The sequence below is a fragment of the Phenylobacterium sp. genome (assembly GCF_041919955.1).
GTDB lineage: Bacteria > Pseudomonadota > Alphaproteobacteria > Caulobacterales > Caulobacteraceae > Phenylobacterium.
On record NZ_JAYRSU010000024.1, the window covers coordinates 47891 to 66056 of the forward strand.

Sequence of the window (18166 nt, forward strand, 5' to 3'; positions counted from 1 at the left end):
CCCTTCCCGAAGGGCTCCAAATCCAAAAAACGAGCCTGTCCCTTCCGATTGGCCAATCGGGACAGGCTCTGGTGTTATGGTCCGGGAAAATCAGCGGAACAGGGAGGAAACCATGTCCACCGCTGTCCAGCTTCTGATCGGCACCCGCAAGGGGGCGTGGATCTACCGCAGCGACGCGGCCCGCCGCGACTGGTCGGTGCAGGGACCGCTGTTCCTGGGCCACATCGTCAACCACCTGGTGCTCGATCCGCGCGACGGGAAGACCCTGCTGATGGCCGCCTCCACAGGCCATCTCGGCCCGACCATCTTCCGCTCCATCGACGGCGGCCGGTCCTGGGTCGAGGCGGCCCGGCCGCCAGCCTTTCCGAAAGTCGAGGGCCAGGGTCCGGCGCGCTCGGTCGACCATTCGTTCTGGCTGGAGCCCGGCCACACCGACGAGCCCGGCGTCTGGTGGGCGGGAACCTCGCCGCCCGGCCTGTTCCGCAGCGGCGACGGCGGGGCGACGTGGGACAGCGTGGCCGGCTTCAACGACCATCCCATGTACTGGAACTGGTGCCCGGCCGACGGCGGCACGCCGGACGGGGCGCTGCTGAACCAGATCCAGATCGACCCCCGCGATGCGGCCCACATGTACATCGCCACGTCGACCGGCGGCGTCTTCGAGAGCCTGGACCAAGGGGCGAGCTGGGCCCCGCTGAACCAGGGGGTGGAAGCCAACTTCTTCCCTGATCCCTATCCGGAGTACGGCCAGGACGCGCACTACATTGCGCTCGCCCCAACCAATCCCGACCGGATCTGGCAGCAGAACCACTGCGGCGTCTACCGCCTGGACCGGCCGGCGACCCGCTGGGACCGGATCGGGACCGCCATGCCCCAGGAGATCGGCGACATCGGTTTCACCATCGTGCCGCATCCGCGCGACGCCGACACCGCCTGGGTGTTTCCGATGGACGGCACGGAGGTCTGGCCCCGCACCAGCCCCGGGGGCCGACCCGCCGCCTATCGCACCCGCGACGCCGGCGCGAGCTGGGAGCGCCAGGACCGGGGTTTTCCCGTCGAGCAAGGCTGGTTCACCGTCAAGCGCCAAGCCTTCTGCGCCGACGCCAATGATCCGGTCGGCCTTTATCTGGGGGCCACCAACGGCGAGGTCTGGATGAGCGACGACGAGGGCGCGGGCTGGCGACCGATCGCCCGGCATCTGCCTGAGATCTACTCCGTGGTCGCCGCGCCGCTGTAAGGGATTTGGGTCCGATGGTTCAGGTCTTCATCCCCTCGCAGCTGACCTCCTACACCGACGGGGCCAGCCGGCTGGCGGCGGACGGCGCCAGCATCGAACAGGTGCTGAACAACCTCGACGCCCGCTTCCCGGGCCTGAAGTTCCGGGTGGTGGACGAGCAGGACCGTATTCGCCGCCACATGCGCATCTTCCGCAACGGCGAGCGGGCCCAGCACATCGGCCTTCCGGTGACCGAGGCCGACGAGGTGCTGATCTTCGGAGCGTTGTCGGGTGGCTGAAGGCCTGCGACCTTGCCGTGCGGGCCCAAGGAGGGGGGACGATGCCGACGCGCAGGATGATCGTACTGGGGGCGGCCGCCAGCGCGACATCGGCGATCGCCGCACCGACGCCCTGGCGCGAGAACATCAAGCCGGCGCTGGACGCTGTCGTCCGCGAGGGACGCTACCTTCCGCTCTACACCCTCGCCAAAGAAGGTGATCGCAACACTTCGCGCGACCTGATCGGCCAATGGGCCGCCATTGCGGGCGACGAGCCGCTGGCCCTCGCGGGCCGGCCTCTCCCCACGGACACACCTCCGGATATGATCGGTGCGACCAGCCAGAACGCTATAGCGGCGATCGTCGCCGCTGCGCGTGGCCGGCGCGTCGTCATACTGAACGAAATGCACAACGCCTCCCGTCACCGCCTCTTCCTGGGCGTCGTGCTGCGAGCCCTTCGGCCGCACGGCTTCACACATCTGGCGGCGGAGACGTTCTCCAACGAGCCGGACGAACCGCCCGTCGGAGCGTTGACGTCCAGAGCGCAACTGAGACCCGCACATGGCTTCTACCTCTGGGATCCGGTGCTGGCAGAAGCCGTGCGCGAAGCGATGGCGCTGGAGTACCAGCTGGTCTCCTATGAGGCGCGGCGGGACCAGCAAGGCGTGTCCATCAATCCGCAGCTACGCGTCCCGCTGCGCGAACAGGCCCAGGCCGACAATCTCGCGATGGCGTTGGAGCGCTGGCCGAAGGCGCGTTTCGTGGTTCATGCGGGCGCCGGCCATATCTCCGAGACAAACGGCGGAACGCTCGGCCCGATGTTCGCCGAGCGCCTGAGGGCCAGGACCGGGATCGATCCGCTGACAATCGGCCAGGGCTGGGCCGGTTCGTTCGGCCCGCACGCCATCGACGACAACACCTGCGCGGCCGTCCTGGCGCGATTTCGTCCCAAGACCCCCATCGCGGTCTGGACGGCGGCCGGCGCGCCGCTGGAACGGGCGTCCCATGGGATCGACATGGCGATCTATCATCCCCGTCTCGAGGATCGCGGCGGGAGGCCCGGCTGGCTGGCGGCCGACCCTGCCCGGAGGCGCAAGGTGATCGCACTGAATGAACCCGCTGCCGGGCCAGCCCTGGCGCAGGCGATCCATGCCGCGGACACCGCTCCGGCGATCCCCGCTGATCAACACCCCGTGGTCGAGGGCGCCCGACGCCTGGTCTTCCATCTGCATCCCGGCCGCTACAGGTTGCGGCTGGAGACCGCGACGGGATTTCGTTCGCTGGGCGAGATCCGCGTTTAGGCACGCGCGGGAGGCTCCTTTCCGGCGGTTGAAACAGCCTGCGACCAAATGACCCCGGCCGCCCGCGTTCACTCCTGATTAGCCGCAGCGGTGCATGGGCTCGGATGTCGGTCCGCGATTTCCGCAGCGACCCCTGTAAGAGTCGTCATGAGCGCCCAAGTTCGCTTCCCCACCCGCACCATCGCCTTGGTCCTGGCGGTTTCCACCTGCCTGATCGCCTGGCTGATCTGGACGGGGGAAAGCACGGGCAAACGGCTGACCAGCGCCTATGAGCGGGCCACCGCCGGCGAGAAAGTGCTGGGCGAGATCGGCCGCCTGGACGAGGTCTTGACCGGCTCGGCCCGCATGGCTTCCGCCACGGGCGCCCCGCAGTGGAAGGCCCGCTACGACCAGACCGCCCCGCAGAACGACAAGGCCATGGCCGACGCCCAGGCCTTGGCCAGTCCCGCCCTGCGCGAACAGTTCAAGGCCGCCACAGGCGCGGCCAACGACACCCTGCTGAAGCTGGAAGGCGAGGCCTTCGCCGCGGCGACCCCGGCCGAAGCTCAGGCGATCCTGGATGGCTCGACCTACACTGAGGCCAAGTCGACCTACGCGGCCGGCGTCCAGGCTTTCGCCAAGGGCCTGCAGGCCGAGACCTCGGCCGCCGTCGCCGCGGCGGGCGCGGCGCAGCGCCGGGCCCTGATGATCACCATCGGCGGCTTCGTGGTTCTGGCTGGCGGCTGGTTCATCCTGATCCGCACCCTGCTTACCTGGCGGCGCAACCTCGACCTCGCCCAGCGCGAACAGGAGCGCCAGCGCCAAACCCAGCAGGAGATGGCCGACAAGCTCGCCCAGGAACAACAGGCCGCCGCCGACGAGCGCGCGCGCGCCGCCGAAGCCAAGCGCGAGGCCGACCTGAAGATCGCCGCCGAGCAGCAGGCGGTGGTTCAGGCCCTGGCACAGGGTCTTTCCAGCCTCTCGGCCGGCGACCTGACCTTCCGCCTGAACACCGGCTTCGCGGCCGAGTACGAGAAGCTGCGCGGCGACTTCAACGCCGCCGTCGGCCAGCTTCAGTCGACCATGACCGGCATCGTCGGCGCGTCGAACGGCATCCGCTCAGGCACCCGCGAGATCAGCCAGGCCTCCAACGACCTGGCCCGCCGCACCGAGCAGCAGGCGGCGAGCCTGGAGGAGACCGCCGCAGCTCTCGACCAGATCACCGCCACCGTGCGCCAGACCGCCGACGGCGCCGAGAGCGCGCGCAAGTCGATGGCCGCCACCCAGACCGACGCCGAGCGCGGCGGGACCGTGGTCGGCCAGGCCGTCGCGGCCATGGGCGAGATCGAGCAGAGCTCAGGCCAGATCAACCAGATCATCGGGGTCATCGACGAGATCGCCTTCCAGACCAACCTCTTGGCCCTGAACGCGGGGGTCGAGGCCGCCCGCGCCGGCGACGCCGGCAAGGGCTTCGCGGTCGTCGCCTCGGAAGTCCGCGCGCTCGCCCAGCGCTCGGCCGAGGCCGCCAAGGAGATCAAGATCCTGATCGGTGCTTCCAGCCAGCAGGTGGGCCGCGGCGTAGAGCTGGTGGCCGAGACCGGCGAGGCCCTGAAGCGCATCGTGGCCCAGGTCACCGAGGTGAACCGCGTGATCGCCACCATCGCCGCCAGCGCCAAGGAACAGGCGATCGGCCTGGCCGAGGTCAATGTGGCGGTGAACCAGATGGACCAGGTCACCCAGCAGAACGCCGCCATGGTCGAGGAGGCCACCGCCGCCGCCCAGAGCCTGGCCGGAGAGACCGGCGAACTGGCCCGGATGATCGGCGCCTTCCGCACCGGCGCGCCGGCCGCCGAGCGGGGCCCCGCCAGGGCGACCGCCCGCGCCGCCTAGTCCGCGGGCGCGTCCAGCAGCTTGCTGAGCTTCTTGGGGGCGATGGCGACGTAACTCTGCCGCAGCCAGGCCTTCAAGGTCTCGAGCTCGGCCAGCACGTCGTCGTCAGGCCCGAAATGGGCGATGACCCAGTCGTGCTGCTTGTACCAGCCGCGGCTCTCGCGGACGAAATAGAGATCGCCGACCATCTCCGCGGAGATCGGCAACTTCACCGTGATGGTCAGTTCGTCGCGCGGCTCGGCCTTCGCGCCGAAGATCGCGAACATCTTCTTGTTCACATAGAGAGCGCGGGTCAGCTGCCAGCCCGGGCCGGCCATGGCCTCCGGCAGGCTTGCGCCATAGGCCGTCAGTTCGACCTCGGCTTGTTCGTGGGAAGTCATGGCGCCTCCGTCTGGAGGCAGAGTGTGCGCGCGAAGGCTTCGCGGGCAAGACGCCCTCGCCGGCCGACGCCGACGAGGGGGCCTGAAAAATCAGAAGCGCAGGGTGCGCGCTTCCTTGACGTGCGGCAGGGCGCGGATCTTCTCGATCAGCGCATCGCCCGGATCCTGATCGACGCCGACCAGGGCGATCGCGTCCTCGCCGGCCGAGACGCGGCCAAGGTTGAAGGTCGCGATGTTGATCTGGGCCTCGGCCAGCAGCGCCCCGAGCGCGCCGATGAAGCCCGGCTTGTCGAGGTTGTTGACGTACAGCATGACCGGGGCGAACGGGGCGTCCAGGTCCATGCCCTTGACCTCGACCACGCGCGGCGCGCCGGCCATCACGGTGCCGGCGAACGAGCGCTTGCCGAGCGCCGTGGTGACGGTGATCCGCACCAGGCTGTCATAGACGGGGCTGTCGTCCTGCTTGCTTTCCGAGACGGTGATGCCGCGCTCTTTGGCCACGGCCGGGGCCGAGACCATGTTCACCTCGGCCAGCATCGGGCGCATGGCGCCGGCCAGGGCGGCGGCGGTCAGCGGACGGGTGTTGAGCAGGGCGACTTCGCCCTCATAGGCGATGTCGATGGCCTTGACCTCGACGTCGACCATCCGGCCGGCGAAGGCGCCCAGCTTCTCGGCCAGGGCCACGAACGGCTTCAGCTTCGGGGCTTCCTCGGCGGTGACCGAGGGGCTGTTGAGGGCGTTGGTGACCGCGCCGGTCAGCAGGTAGTCGCTCATCTGCTCGGCGACCTGCAGGGCGACGTTCTCCTGGGCTTCCAGGGTCGAGGCGCCCAGGTGCGGGGTGGCGATGAAGTTTTCGGCCCCGAACAGCACGTTCTCCTTGGCCGGCTCCTCGACGAACACGTCAAAGGCCGCGCCGCCGATGTGGCCGTCGTCCAGACCCTTGCGCAGCGCCGCCTCGTCGACCAGGCCGCCGCGGGCGCAGTTGACGATCAGCACGCCCTTCTTGGTCTTGGCCAGGTTCTCGGCCGACAGGATGTTGCGGGTCTTGTCGGTCAGCGGAGTGTGCAGGGTGATGACGTCGGCGCGGGCCAGCAGGTCTTCCAGCTCGACCTTCTCGACGCCCATCTCGACGGCCCGTTCGGCCGACAGGAAGGGATCGTAGGCCACCACCTTCATCTTCAGGCCGTTGGCGCGGTCGGCGACGATGCCGCCGATGTTGCCGGCGCCGATCAGGCCCAGGGTCTTGGCGTAGAGCTCGACGCCCATGAAGCGGTTCTTCTCCCACTTGCCGGCCTGGGTGGAGACGTCGGCGGCGGGGAGCTGGCGGGCCAGTGCGAACATCATGGCGATGGCGTGCTCGGCGGTGGTGATCGAGTTGCCGAACGGGGTGTTCATCACCACGATCCCCTTGGCCGTGGCGGCGGGGATGTCGACATTGTCCACGCCGATGCCGGCGCGGCCGATGACCTTCAGGTTGACGCCGGCGGCGAGCACGTCCTTGTCGGCCTTGGTGGCCGAACGGACGGCCAGGCCGTCATAGTCGCCGATGATCTTCAGCAGGTCTTCCTTGGACAGGCCGGTCTTCACGTCGGCGTCGACGCCGCGCTGCTTGAAGATGTCGATGGCGGCCGGGCTCAGCTTGTCGGCGATGAGTACGCGGGGCATGGGAGTTTCCTTGCGGATAAGGGGATAGGCGTCCCCGGCCACGCGCACTTCGGGCGTGGTGTCGCGGGGACGCAGGAAGGCCTTAGGCGGTTTGCAGCTGCTCGAGGGTCGTGGCGAACGCCCAGTCGAGCCACGGGGTCAGGGCCTCGATGTCCGAGGTCTCGACCGTGGCGCCGCACCAGATGCGCAGGCCCGCGGGAGCGTCGCGATAACCGCCGATATCGAGCGCGGCGCCTTCCTTTTCGAGGACGCCGGCCAGCTTCTTGGCGAAGTCGGCCTGGACGTCGTCGGCGAGAGCCGTGACGCGCGGGTCGACCACCTTCAGGCAGACCGAGGTGTTCGACCGGCTGGCCGGATCGGCGGCCAGGAAGTCGACCCAGGCGGTCTTCTCGACCCAGTCGGCCAGCGCCGCCAGGTTGGCGTCGGCGCGGCGTTGCATCTCGGCCAGGCCGCCGATCTGCGCGCCCCACTTCAGGGCGTCGATCGCGTCCTCCACGCAGAGCATGGACGGCGTGTTGATGGTCGCGCCTTCGAAGATGTCCTTGGCCAGCTTGCCGGCCTTGGTCATGCGGAACAGCTTCGGCATCGGCCAGGCCGGGGTGTAGCTTTCCAGCCGCTCGACCGCGCGCGGCGACAGGATGAGGATCCCGTGCGCGCCCTCGCCGCCCAGCGCCTTCTGCCAGGAGAAGGTCACGACATCGAGCTTGGCCCAGTCGAGGTCCTGCGCGAAGGCGGCGCTGGTGGCGTCGCAGATCGTGATCCCCTCACGGTCGGCGGCGATGAAGTCGGCGTTCGGGACACGCACGCCCGAGGTCGTGCCGTTCCAGGTGAAGACCAGGTCGGCGTCCTTGCGCACCTTGGCCAGGTCGGGCAGCTCGCCATACGGCGCGTCCAGCACCTCGGCCGGCAGTTTCAGCTGCTTGGTCACGTCGGTGACCCAGTCCTTGCCGAAGCTCTCGAAGGCCAGCAACTGAACCGGCTTGGGGCCCAGCATCGACCACATCGCCATTTCCACGGCGCCGGTGTCCGAACCGGGCACGATGCCGATCAGGAAATCGTCCGGAACCTCGAGCACCTGGCGCGTGCGGTCGATCGCTTCCTGCAGGCGCGTCTTGCCCAGCTTGGAGCGATGCGAACGGCCAAGAACCGCGTTCTGGAGATTTTGGGGGGTCCAGCCGGGGCGCTTGGCGCACGGGCCGGAAGAAAACTCGGGGCGAGCCGGGCGCATGGCCGGCTTGGCGAGGGTCGTCATAGCGATGTCTCCCATCCTTACAGATGAGCAGCGCCCCGTTGGGGGGGCGTGGCCCGCGGCGGAGAAACACCGGCTCGCGCCGAGGCGCAAGCGAAAGTTTTTCGGATTACGTTTTTTGGAGCGCCAGCTCTTCGGCCTTCGCCGCCTTGCGGCGCGCGACCACCCGCTTGCGCCAGGCGATGATCGTGCCGATGGCCAGGCAAACGCTGATGCCGAGGAAATCGGCGTTGTTCACCCGCGCATGGAACAGATCCACCTCGCGCCCGGTGACGAAATAGAACGAGTGCAGGGTGAAAAGGATCGCATAGAGCAGCATCACCCCGCCCAGCCAGAAGCTCGCATAGACGATCGCCACGACCAGCAGGCCCACGGCGGTCAGCCCGTCGCCCACAAGCCAGACGACGGCGAGATCGGAATGAGGGAAGAGAAGGTCGCCTGCCGTGCTCAGCACCGCATTGGCGAGAATCAGGCCCGCACCGACGCGTTCGGCCTGTCCGCCCTTCCAGAGGGCGAAGACGCAAATCCCCAAGGTGAGGACCGTCAGCGCGATTACGATCGGTGAAGTTGGCATGATCCTGCGCCCCTATCGCTGAATAGGGGCGCAGAACCAGTTAAACTATTGCAACCTTGGCTGCGATCAGCCGACTTCGCGCATGGTGGTGATGTCGCTCTTGCGCATCACGGCCGGCTTGTCGTGGTAGCCGAGCTTGGTGCGGATGCCGAGACGCAGCTGGGCTTCCGCCAGCTCGCCGTGCACGCCGACCATCGCGGTCCGGGCTTCTCCCAGAGCCTTGATGGCTTCGACCATCTTCACCTGAACGTCGTCAGCGAAGACGAGCGAGGCGTTAACCTCCGTGCGGGCCTTCAGCAGGTCCGCAAGCAGCTCGGTAGCCTCGACCATGGCTTGGTCAACGGCCGCTTCCGTCGAAAACAACTTGGTCGCGACACGTTGTGCGACAAACGCCTTTTCCATGGGGAACCCCTCCGAGGAAATTAACCCTAACCCCGTTAAGATAAACCAGAGGTTAAATTCTACCTAGGAGATTCATATTCCGTTAACCACGATTTTATCGCTCGACGGTAGAAATCGTGTCGGATAGGCAACACTTCGCGTCTCAGGCGAAGCTGGCGGAAGCGAACCGTTAGGAGAATTGGCCTAGATCGAAGGCTCGACGGAAGCTCGGGCCAGATGACAGACCAGCCTCGCACGACCGGACCGCGGCCACAGATCACCTTCCACGCGCGCGTGGCGGGCGTGGCCCTGATCACCACGGTCGTGGTGCTGGTCGCCGCATGCCTGACCTTCATGCTCCAGCAATGGGCCGTGGCCCGCGAGCAGAACCATCACGCCCATATGGCCCTGGCCGAGATCACCGCCGGCGCCTCGGCCGACGCCTTGGCTGCGAAGGACCCGCGCAAGGCCCGGGTGGCGATCGCAACCCTGCAGAACGACGCCAGCGTCACCAAGGCCGAGCTCAAGGCGCCCGACGGGCGCTCCCTGGCCGCCTATGTGCGCGCAGAACCGCCGGCGACCGAGCTCGAAACCATCCGCACGCCGGTGAAGATCGACAACGCTCAGGTCGGCGAACTGGTCATGACCTTCGAGACGCCGTCGCTCACCGCCCTGCTCCCGCAGTTCATCGCCCTGACCGGCGCGCTGTTCTTCGGCGGTGTGGGCGTGGCCCTGTTCCTGGCCCGCGGACTCGCCTCTCGGGTGATTGCGCCGGTGCTCAAGCTGTCCGAAGCCATGCACGACGTGGCCGCCAGCGGCAGTTTCGCGCCCGTCGAGGTTGAAGCCGACGACGCCCTGTTCCGCAGCCTCACAGACAGCTTCAACCACCTATTGGCGAAGCTCGACCTTCGCGAGCAGGACCTGCAGCGCACCCTGCGCGAGCTGGTCGAGGCGCGCGACGCCGCCAACGCCGCCAATGTGCTCAAATCCCAGTTCCTGGCCAATATGAGCCACGAGATCCGCACGCCGCTGAACGGCGTGCTGGCCATGGCCGAGGTCATGTCGATGGGCGAGCTGGCCCCCGTCCAGCGTGAACGCCTCGACGTCATCCGCCAGTCCGGCGGCCTGCTGCTGGCCGTGCTCAACGACGTGCTGGACCTGTCGAAGATCGAGGCCGGCAAGCTCACCCTACTGGTCGACGACTTCGACCTGGAGACCGCGATCGCGCCGACCCGCGACTCCTTCAACGTCATCGCCCAGGGCAAGGGCCTGGGGCTGCGTGTCGAGGTCGCCGAGGCCGCCCGCGGCGCGTGGCGCGGCGACGCCGACCGCATCCGCCAGATCGTCGGCAACCTGCTTTCCAACGCCGTCAAGTTCACCCTGCAGGGCGAGGTGACGGCCAGCTTCGACGTCGCGCCCGACACCGGCGCCCTGCGCCTGACCGTGCGCGACACCGGCGTCGGCATCGCGGTGGAGAAGCAGGCGGCGCTGTTCGAAAAGTTCACCCAGGCCGACAACTCCGCCACCCGCCGCTTCGGCGGCACGGGCCTGGGCCTGGCCATCTGCCGCGAGCTGACCCAGATGATGGGCGGCGTGATCAGCGTCGAGAGCCGCGAGGGCCAAGGCTCCACCTTCTCGGTCGAACTGCCGCTGGAGCGCGGCGAGATCGTGACCCGCGAAGTCGCTCAGCCCCAGGCGACCGAAGAAGCCGAGGAAGGCGCCCTGCGCCTGCTGGCGGCCGAGGACAACCCGACCAACCAGCAGGTGCTGGCCGCGGTCATGGGCTCGCTCGGCATCGAGATCGACATCGTCACCAACGGCAAGCTGGCCTTCGAGGCCTGGCGCGACGGCGCCTACGACCTGATCCTCATGGATATCCAGATGCCGGTGATGGACGGCATCGACTCGGCCCGCGCGATCCGCGCCGCCGAGCGCGACACCGGCCGTGTCCGCACCCCGATCGTGGCCCTCACCGCCAACGCCCTGTCGCACCAGGTCGAGGAATATCTGGCCGCCGGCATGGACGGCCACGTGGCCAAGCCGATCGAGATCGCCAAGCTCTACGACGCCATCAGCCGCGCCCTCACCGAGGCGGCGACCGTGGGGGCCGGAGCCGCCTCCGCGGCGGCCTGAGAGGCCCTCCACAAAGCTGAACGCTCCACAACGGCGGTCTCAGGCTCGCTTCAGATCGCGGATGGTTTCCTTGGGCCATCGTCGCCCGACAGCGACAGCCGAAGTCCAAGGAGACCGCCATGAAGAAGATCTTTCTCGCCCTGACCGCGGCCTCGGCGCTGGCCGCCACCGCTGCGCCCGCGCTGGCCCAGTCCTATGACGGCTACGGTCGCGGCGATCGTTACGACCGCAGTGACCGCTATGACCGCGGCTGGGTCAGCATCGACCAGCGCGTGGCCCAGCTTGACCGCCGGATCGACCGCGGGGTGCGCAGCGGCCAGATCACCCGCAGCGAAGCCTACCGCCTGCGCGGCGAGTTCCGCATGCTTGTCCGCCTTGAGAACCGCTACCGGATGGACGGCCTGAACCGCTGGGAACGCGCCGACCTGAACCGTCGCTTCGACGCGCTCTCGGACCGCATCCGGTGGGAGCGCCACGACGGCGACCGCTACAGCTGGGGCTACGGCCCCCGCTAATTGGTCCCGGTCAGCGAAGGGGCGGCGAAAGCCGCCCCTTTTGCTACGCGCCCTCGATGACCAGCTCGGGCCAACGCCGCTGCGCCGCCTCCGCGGTCCGCTGGAAGCCTCCCGCCCGCCGCACCGGGTTCGGCCGCAGCCGCATGGCGAACAGATCCTCCAGCCCGAACGGCGCCCGGATCGTCAGTTGATCGTCGTGCTCGAGTCGCACGCCGACCGCGAACACCGTGGATGTGAACCGGGCCAGCGCTTCGGCGCTCGACCCCAGGGGCTCGTAGGGTTCGCCGAACCTCTGCTCGAACCAGAGATGTACGCGCGCCTGATTGCGCACCTCCACCATCTCGCGGAACGGCGGCTCGAAGGCCGCTGCGGTCCTTCTGATCACCACGTCCTCGGCCTCGTACGAGGTGTCGGAGGCGTCGAAATAGCCGACGTCGTAATCCTTGATGCCATAGTCCGCCGGCCGGCCGGTCAGGTGGTTCAGCACCGGCTGGTAGATCGCGCCCGAGAAGATCAGCCAGTCGGGCGGATCGAGCGCTCTGACCGTGGTAAGCACATGCATCAGGTTCGGCGTCGCCCGGACGATGCTCTCTAGCCGCGCGGTAAGATCCTGGCTCATCGCGCTCTCCTCAGCGGCCAGTTGTGCGCCAATGGCCCATGTCCCGCCCCCAGGCCCGGCGCCTGGCGCATGGCCTCGTGGACATACGCCCAGGCCTCGGCGACAGCCTCCGCCAGCGGCAAGCCCAGCGCCAGGCCGGTCGCGCAAGCCGAAGCCAGGGTGCAGCCGGTTCCGTGGGTGTGGCGGGTATCCAGCCGCTCGCCCTCGAACGTCGTCTCGCCGTCGGCCGTCAGCAGTACGTCGACGACGGTCTCGCCGGGCACGTGGCCGCCCTTCATCAGCACCGCGCGCGCGCCGAGCTTCAGCAGGGCCTCGCCGGCGCGGCGCTGATCATCGACGCTCTCGACAGTGATCCCGGTCAGGACCTGTGCCTCGGGCGCATTGGGCGTCAGCAGGCCCGCGCGCGGGATCATCAGCGTCTGCACCGCTTCCACCGCCTCCAGCGCCAGGAGGTTGGAGCCGCCCTTGGCCACCATCACCGGGTCCACCACCGCCGGCGCCGACGACGAATCGAGGATACGCGCTACGGTTTCCACCATCCCGATGTCGCCCAGCATGCCGGTCTTGATCGCGTCCGCGCCGATGTCATCCAGCACCGCGCGCGCCTGGGCCTCGACCACCTCCAGGGGGATCGGATGCACGCCCAAGACGCCCAGGGTGTTCTGGACCGTGATCGCCGTGATCGCCGTGGCCGCATAGCCGCCCAGCATGGTCACGGTCTTGATGTCGGCCTGAATCCCCGCCCCGCCTCCGGAATCCGATCCGGCGATGATCAGCACGCGTCCCTTGGTCTGGCTCATGACGTCGAGGTAGCGCGCCGCGGCGGCGAATGCATCGCAAATCGCCGGCCTATCCACCGCGGGGCGTTCTTCCTGCTAAGCTCGCGCCATGACCTCGAAGATCGCCCTCGTCACGGGCGCCGGCTCCGGCATCGGCCGCGCCTGCGCCAAGGCCCTGATGGACGCCGGATGGATCGTCGTCCTCGCCGGCCGCCGCACGGAGGAACTGGACGCCACCGCCGCCCATGCGCCCGATCGCGCCCTCGCCGTCCCCACCGACATCGCCGACGAGGTCCAGGTGGAGGCGTTGTTCGAGACGGTGCGGGCCCGCTGCGGCCGGCTCGACCTGTTGTTCAACAACGCCGGCGCCGGAGCCGGGGGGCGACTGGAGGACCTCAGCCTGGAGGCCTGGCGGCGGGTGGTGGACGTCAACCTCACCGGCGCCTTCCTCTGCGCCCGCGGCGCGTTCCGCCTGATGAAGGACCAGTCGCCCCAAGGCGGGCGGATCGTCAACAACGGCTCGATCTCGGCCCACGCGCCGCGGCCGTTCTCGGTCGCCTACACCGCCACCAAGCACGCGATCACCGGCCTGACGCGCTCCACCTCGCTGGAGGGCCGCGCCTACGACATCGCCTGTGGCCAGATCGACATCGGCAACGCCCAGACGGAGATGACCGCCGCCATGGCTCGCGGCGTGCCCCAGGCCGACGGCTCGTTCGCGCCCGAACCGCTGATGGACGTAAAGGCGGTGGCCGACGCCGTGGTATACATGGCCGGCCTGCCGCTGGCCGCCAACGTCCAGTTCATGACCGTCATGGCGACCAAGATGCCGTTTATCGGGAGGGGCTAGCGCCCCTCCGAGCGCCCCAGCAGCTCGACCAGATCCTGCTTCCAGAACCGCGCTGCGGTGTGGGTGCCGTGGCCGCGAGTCTCCTTCGTTGCTTGGATCAGCACGAATTTTCCGGCCTTCAGCCGCTTGGCCGCGGGCTCGGCGATTCCAAAATCCGGCGGATTGATCAGGTCGTCGGTCGAGTTCACCCAGGTCACCGGCGCGGTGATCTTCTCCAGGTCCTTCGAGGGGTCATAGTTCCGAGATGAGTCGAGCTGATAGATGAGGTCGTTGGCGTCGCGGCTCGGCAGGTCGGCGGCGATCCTGGCCTGGTACATCGCCTCCGCCTGTTCGCGGGTCGGCGCCTGGGCCTGCCAGGCCTGGGGCGCGGCGCCCATCAGCAGCACGAGGTTCGTCGCCCCACGCAGGCCGATGATCGGCTGGGCGCGGTAGTCGCCCCCGTTCCAGGCCGGATCGGCCTTGATCGTCTCGATCGCGGCCGTGCGCCAATAGCGGTTCATGCCGGCGATCTGCACGGGCAGGCAGGCCATAGGCATGATCGCCTGCACGAAGTCGGGGTGGGTTTCGCCCCAGACGAAGCCGTGCATGCAGCCCATCGACGTGCCCATCAGCAACCGCAAGCGGTCGACCTTCAGGCCATCGACCAGCAGGCGGCGCTGGGCCTCGACCATGTCGTCGTAGTCGTAGTGCGGGAACTTCGCGCGCAAGCCGTCGCTGGGCTTGGACGAGCCGCCGTGGCCGACGTTGTCGGGCAGGATCACGTAGTAGCGGGTGATGTCGAGCGGCTGGCCGGGACCGTAGAGCTCGTTGGCGAAGATCGGGTTGAGGAACTGGGCGCCGGTTCCGCCGGTGCCGTGCAGCACCATCACGGCGTTGGTCACCCGCCCCTGGGCGTCGCGCGCCGGCTTGCCCAGCGTGCGATAGTGCATCTTCAGCTCAGGCAGGCTTTCGCCGCTGCGAAACCTGAAGTCCTTGATCGTGAAGTCGCCCTGGGCGACGGCGGCGTCATAGGGCGAAGCGGCGAACGCGGCGGCGGGCGCCGTCAGGCTGAGGGCGGCCAGCGCCCCGGCGATCCAGGTCTTCATGGGAACTCCAGGCGAAGCGGTGCTGCGCCACCCATACGTTCCGCCAGCCGGAATGCCTAGCGCGCCTGGGCGACGGCGCCCCAGACCTTCAGCGCCTGGACGGTCTCGGCGACATCATGGACGCGAAGAGCCGCCACGCCAGCATCCACACCCCTGAGCGCCGCCGCCAGGGATCCGGCCAGGCGTCCGTCCAGCACCGCCCCGCCGACGGGATCCAGAGCGGTGATGAAGCTCTTGCGGCTGACGCCAAGGAGGACCGGGAAGCCGAGCGCGACCACCGCGTCCATGTGGGCCAGCAGGGCGAGGTTATGCTCCAGCCGCTTGCCGAAGCCGATGCCGGGGTCGAGCCAGATCTTCTCGCGCGCGACGCCGGCCGCCATGGCCGCTTGAGCGCGTCCGCCGAGGAAATCGCAGACCTCGGCGACCACGTCGCCGTACTGCGGAGCCGACTGCATGGTCCGCGGCTCGCCCTGCATATGCATCAGCACCACCCCGCAGCCCAGGTCGGCGGCGACCGCCGAAGCCTCGGGCGAAAACCGCAGGGCCGCGACGTCGTTCCAGAGGGTCGCGCCGGCCGCGACCGCCGCCCGGGCGACGCCCGGCTTCATGGTGTCGATGGATATGGCCACGTCGCTCTCGGCGCGGATCGCGGCGATCAGCGGCACGGCGCGGGCGATTTCTTCGGCCTCGTCCACAGGCTCGGCGCCGGGGCGCGTGGATTCGGCGCCGATATCGAGGATGTCGGCCCCCTCGGCGATCAGCCGGCGGGCGTGGATCAGGGCGTCGAGCGGATCGAGGTAGCGGCCGCCATCGGAAAAACTGTCCGGGGTCACATTCAGTATCCCCATGACCTTCACGGCGGCGGACATGGCGAGTTCTTTCCTTGGCTCAGACAGCAAGACGCCCTCCTGGCGCGGGGCCGGGAGGGCGTCAAGTTCAGCGGTCTAGCGGCCGCCTCAGGCCGGTTCGGGACGCGGCGAGATCGGCACGGCGACTGAGGGGCCGGACGAGCGCTTGGAGTCGGCGTCGTCGCGGACGGGCGGGACGCCCTTCAGCGCGTTGACGATCTCTTCGCCGGTCAGGGTCTCGTATTCGAGCAGCGCCTTGGCCAGGGTGTGCAGGTCGTCCATCTTCTCGGTCAGGATCCGGCGGGCTTCGTCGAAACCGCCCTGAACCAGGCGCTTCACCTCGGCGTCGATGAGGTTGGCTGTCTCTTCCGAAACCGATTGGGTGCGCGACACCGAATGGCCGAGGAAGACCTCATCCTGGTTCTCGCCATAGGACACCACGCCCAGCTTGTCCGAGAAGCCCCACTTGGTGACCATGGCCCGGGCCAGCTTGGTCGCCTGATCGATGTCGGACGATGCGCCCGAGGTGATCTTCTCCTTGCCGAAGATCAGCTCCTCGGCCATGCGGCCGCCCATCAGGATGGCCAGGCGCGAGGTCATCTGCTCGTAGGACATCGAGAGCTGGTCGCGTTCCGGCAGCTGCATGACCATGCCCAGCGCGCGGCCGCGCGGGATGATCGTGGCCTTGTGCACCGGATCGGTGGCCGGGACGTTCAGCGCGATCAGGGCGTGGCCGCCCTCGTGATAGGCGGTCAGGCGCTTTTCGTCCTCGGTCATGGCCATGGACTTGCGCTCGGCGCCCATCATGACCTTGTCCTTGGCGTCCTCGAAGTCGCGCTGGGTGACCATGCGGCGGTTCTTGCGCGCGGCCATCAGGGCCGCTTCGTTGACCAGGTTAGCGAGGTCCGCGCCCGAGAAGCCGGGGGTGCCGCGGGCGATGGTCTTCACGTCCACGTCGGCGGCCAGGGGCACGTTCTTCATATGGACGCGCAGGATGCGCTCGCGCCCGCCGATGTCCGGATTCGGGACGACGACCTGGCGGTCGAAACGGCCGGGACGCAGCAGGGCCGGGTCCAGGACGTCCGGGCGGTTGGTCGAGGCGATGACGATGATCGCTTCCGACGGGTCGAAGCCGTCCATCTCGACCAGCAGCTGGTTGAGGGTCTGCTCGCGCTCGTCGTTGCCGCCGCCCAGGCCGGCCCCGCGATGGCGGCCGACGGCGTCGATTTCGTCGATGAAGATGATGCAGGGGCTGTTCTTCTTCGCCTGCTCGAACATGTCGCGCACGCGGCTGGCGCCGACGCCGACGAACATTTCCACGAAGTCGGAACCGGAGATGTAGAAGAACGGCACGCCCGCTTCACCCGCGACCGCGCGGCCGAGCAGGGTCTTGCCGGTGCCGGGCGGGCCGACCATCAGGGCCCCCTTGGGGATCTTGCCGCCCAGGCGCTGGAACTTCTGCGGGTCCTTCAGGAAGTCGACGATCTCGAACAGCTCTTCCTTGGCCTCGTCGACGCCGGCGACGTCCTCGAAGGTGATGCGGTTCTTGTTTTCGGTCAGCATCTTGGCCTTGGACTTCCCGAAGCCCATGGCGCCGCGGGCCCCGCCCTGCATCTGACGCATGAAGAAGATCCAGACCCCGATCAGCAGCAGGATCGGCAGGCTGTTCAGGAACAGGCCCATCAGGCCGCCGCCGGCCGACTTCACGTTGATGTCGGCTCCTTGCGCCTCGAGGCGCTTGATCAGGTCGTCCTGATTGTTCGGGGTCAGGGCGGTGTACGACTTGCCGCTGTTGTCCTTCACCTCGATGGCCGTGCCGCGGAACACCGCGGCCTTCACCTCGCCGGCGTTCACCTTGCCGAGCAGCTGCGAGTAGGAGATCTGGCCAGAGGCGCCGGCCGCCTGGCTGCCGCCGGTCATCATGCTGTACAGCCCGATGAGAACGACGACGATGACGCCCCAGATGGCGAGATTACGCAGGTTCATGACGCGCCTTCGAAAAAAGTGTGTCTCAAAGCCCACTTTAGGTGGGGCCGCCCTTAAGAACTAGCAAGCCTCGTGCCGCGCGACCGAATACCGCGGTTCGGTGAACAAGCTGAGCCACACATGCAAAAGGCCGCGCAGCAGTGCTGCGCGGCCCCGACACTAGGCTCAAGGCCTTAATATTTACCGGCCGGTCTTCTTCGGCTTCGGCGCAGCGATCAGGCCTTCGCGTTGCGCGCGCTTGCGGGCCAGCTTGCGCGCACGGCGCACGGCTTCGGCCTTCTGGCGAGCGCGCTTCTCGCTCGGCTTCTCATAGTGGACGTGCCGCTTCATTTCGCGGAACGAGCCCTCGCGCTGCATCTTCTTCTTCAGCGCCTTGAGGGCCTGATCGACGTTGTTGTCGCGGACGAAAATCTGAACCAGAGGTCTCTCTCCTATCAC

Annotated in this window: 18 protein-coding genes; 7 read left to right on the forward strand and 11 right to left on the reverse strand. The window is 68.2% G+C overall.

The window, feature by feature from the left end:
- The first annotated feature begins 112 nt into the window (after window positions 1–112).
- From ACE3T2_RS17805 to ACE3T2_RS17820, 4 genes are all read left to right on the forward strand, one after another.
- Entirely contained in the window at window positions 113–1237 is a 1125-nt protein-coding gene (locus ACE3T2_RS17805) for a WD40/YVTN/BNR-like repeat-containing protein (RefSeq protein ID WP_374659790.1), read from the forward strand.
- Window positions 1238–1251: 14 nt separating this feature from the next.
- Entirely contained in the window at window positions 1252–1515 is a 264-nt protein-coding gene (locus ACE3T2_RS17810) for a MoaD/ThiS family protein (RefSeq protein WP_374659792.1), read from the forward strand.
- 41 nt (window positions 1516–1556) lie between these two features.
- Window positions 1557–2795, forward strand: a complete 1239-nt coding sequence (locus ACE3T2_RS17815) for a hypothetical protein (RefSeq protein WP_374659794.1) — start codon at window positions 1557–1559, stop codon at window positions 2793–2795.
- Between the two features lie 147 nt (window positions 2796–2942).
- Window positions 2943–4664, forward strand: coding sequence for a methyl-accepting chemotaxis protein (locus tag ACE3T2_RS17820; RefSeq protein WP_374659796.1), 1722 nt, complete (start codon window positions 2943–2945; stop codon window positions 4662–4664).
- Here ACE3T2_RS17820 and ACE3T2_RS17825 read toward each other — a convergent pair.
- The 5 genes from ACE3T2_RS17825 to ACE3T2_RS17845 form a co-directional block, all read right to left on the reverse strand.
- Window positions 4661–5044, reverse strand: coding sequence for a hypothetical protein (locus ACE3T2_RS17825; RefSeq protein WP_374659798.1), 384 nt, complete (start codon window positions 5042–5044; stop codon window positions 4661–4663). The two genes, ACE3T2_RS17820 and ACE3T2_RS17825, sit on opposite strands and share 4 nt — an antisense overlap.
- Before the next feature lie 90 nt (window positions 5045–5134).
- Entirely contained in the window at window positions 5135–6709 is a 1575-nt protein-coding gene (gene serA, locus ACE3T2_RS17830) for a phosphoglycerate dehydrogenase (protein WP_374659800.1), read from the reverse strand.
- 82 nt (window positions 6710–6791) lie between these two features.
- Window positions 6792–7961 (reverse strand): phosphoserine transaminase, encoded by a 1170-nt coding sequence (locus tag ACE3T2_RS17835; RefSeq protein ID WP_374659802.1) that lies wholly within the window; start codon window positions 7959–7961, stop codon window positions 6792–6794.
- A gap of 106 nt (window positions 7962–8067) precedes the next feature.
- Window positions 8068–8532 (reverse strand): hypothetical protein, encoded by a 465-nt coding sequence (locus ACE3T2_RS17840; protein ID WP_374659804.1) that lies wholly within the window; start codon window positions 8530–8532, stop codon window positions 8068–8070.
- A 66-nt stretch (window positions 8533–8598) separates the two neighbouring features.
- The gene (locus ACE3T2_RS17845) at window positions 8599–8934 is read right to left on the reverse strand and encodes a hypothetical protein (protein ID WP_374659806.1); all 336 of its coding nucleotides are present in this window, start codon (window positions 8932–8934) and stop codon (window positions 8599–8601) included.
- A gap of 216 nt (window positions 8935–9150) precedes the next feature.
- Here ACE3T2_RS17845 and ACE3T2_RS17850 point away from each other — a divergent pair, with 216 nt between their 5' ends.
- The gene (locus tag ACE3T2_RS17850) at window positions 9151–11046 is read left to right on the forward strand and encodes an ATP-binding protein (protein ID WP_374659808.1); all 1896 of its coding nucleotides are present in this window, start codon (window positions 9151–9153) and stop codon (window positions 11044–11046) included.
- Window positions 11047–11165: 119 nt separating this feature from the next.
- A complete protein-coding gene (locus tag ACE3T2_RS17855; protein WP_374659810.1) occupies window positions 11166–11561 on the forward strand; it encodes a hypothetical protein in 396 nt (131 codons plus the stop codon).
- A 43-nt stretch (window positions 11562–11604) separates the two neighbouring features.
- Here ACE3T2_RS17855 and ACE3T2_RS17860 read toward each other — a convergent pair whose 3' ends face one another.
- Both ACE3T2_RS17860 and thiD read right to left on the reverse strand, forming a co-directional pair.
- Window positions 11605–12180 (reverse strand): nucleotidyltransferase family protein, encoded by a 576-nt coding sequence (locus tag ACE3T2_RS17860; RefSeq protein WP_374659812.1) that lies wholly within the window; start codon window positions 12178–12180, stop codon window positions 11605–11607.
- Entirely contained in the window at window positions 12177–12980 is an 804-nt protein-coding gene (thiD, locus tag ACE3T2_RS17865) for a bifunctional hydroxymethylpyrimidine kinase/phosphomethylpyrimidine kinase (protein WP_374659828.1), read from the reverse strand. The genes ACE3T2_RS17860 and thiD overlap by 4 nt, the downstream gene beginning before the upstream one ends.
- Before the next feature lie 88 nt (window positions 12981–13068).
- Between thiD and ACE3T2_RS17870 the strand changes: the two genes are divergently transcribed.
- Window positions 13069–13809 carry an SDR family oxidoreductase gene (locus ACE3T2_RS17870; RefSeq protein WP_374659814.1) on the forward strand — a complete coding sequence of 247 codons (741 nt, stop codon included), beginning with the start codon at window positions 13069–13071 and terminating at the stop codon, window positions 13807–13809.
- Here ACE3T2_RS17870 and ACE3T2_RS17875 read toward each other — a convergent pair.
- The 4 genes from ACE3T2_RS17875 to rpsU all read right to left on the reverse strand — a co-directional run bounded on the left by ACE3T2_RS17875 (window position 13806) and on the right by rpsU (window position 18148).
- Window positions 13806–14894 carry an alpha/beta fold hydrolase gene (locus tag ACE3T2_RS17875; protein ID WP_374659816.1) on the reverse strand — a complete coding sequence of 363 codons (1089 nt, stop codon included), beginning with the start codon at window positions 14892–14894 and terminating at the stop codon, window positions 13806–13808. The two genes, ACE3T2_RS17870 and ACE3T2_RS17875, sit on opposite strands and share 4 nt — an antisense overlap.
- A 56-nt stretch (window positions 14895–14950) precedes the next feature.
- Window positions 14951–15763 (reverse strand): dihydropteroate synthase, encoded by an 813-nt coding sequence (folP, locus tag ACE3T2_RS17880; protein WP_374659818.1) that lies wholly within the window; start codon window positions 15761–15763, stop codon window positions 14951–14953.
- An 87-nt stretch (window positions 15764–15850) separates the two neighbouring features.
- Complete coding sequence (ftsH, locus tag ACE3T2_RS17885; protein ID WP_374659820.1) at window positions 15851–17728, reverse strand: ATP-dependent zinc metalloprotease FtsH; 1878 nt, start codon at window positions 17726–17728, stop codon at window positions 15851–15853.
- 180 nt (window positions 17729–17908) lie between these two features.
- The gene (gene rpsU, locus ACE3T2_RS17890; RefSeq protein ID WP_374659830.1) at window positions 17909–18148 is read right to left on the reverse strand and encodes a 30S ribosomal protein S21; all 240 of its coding nucleotides are present in this window, start codon (window positions 18146–18148) and stop codon (window positions 17909–17911) included.
- Window positions 18149–18166: the final 18 nt, after the last annotated feature.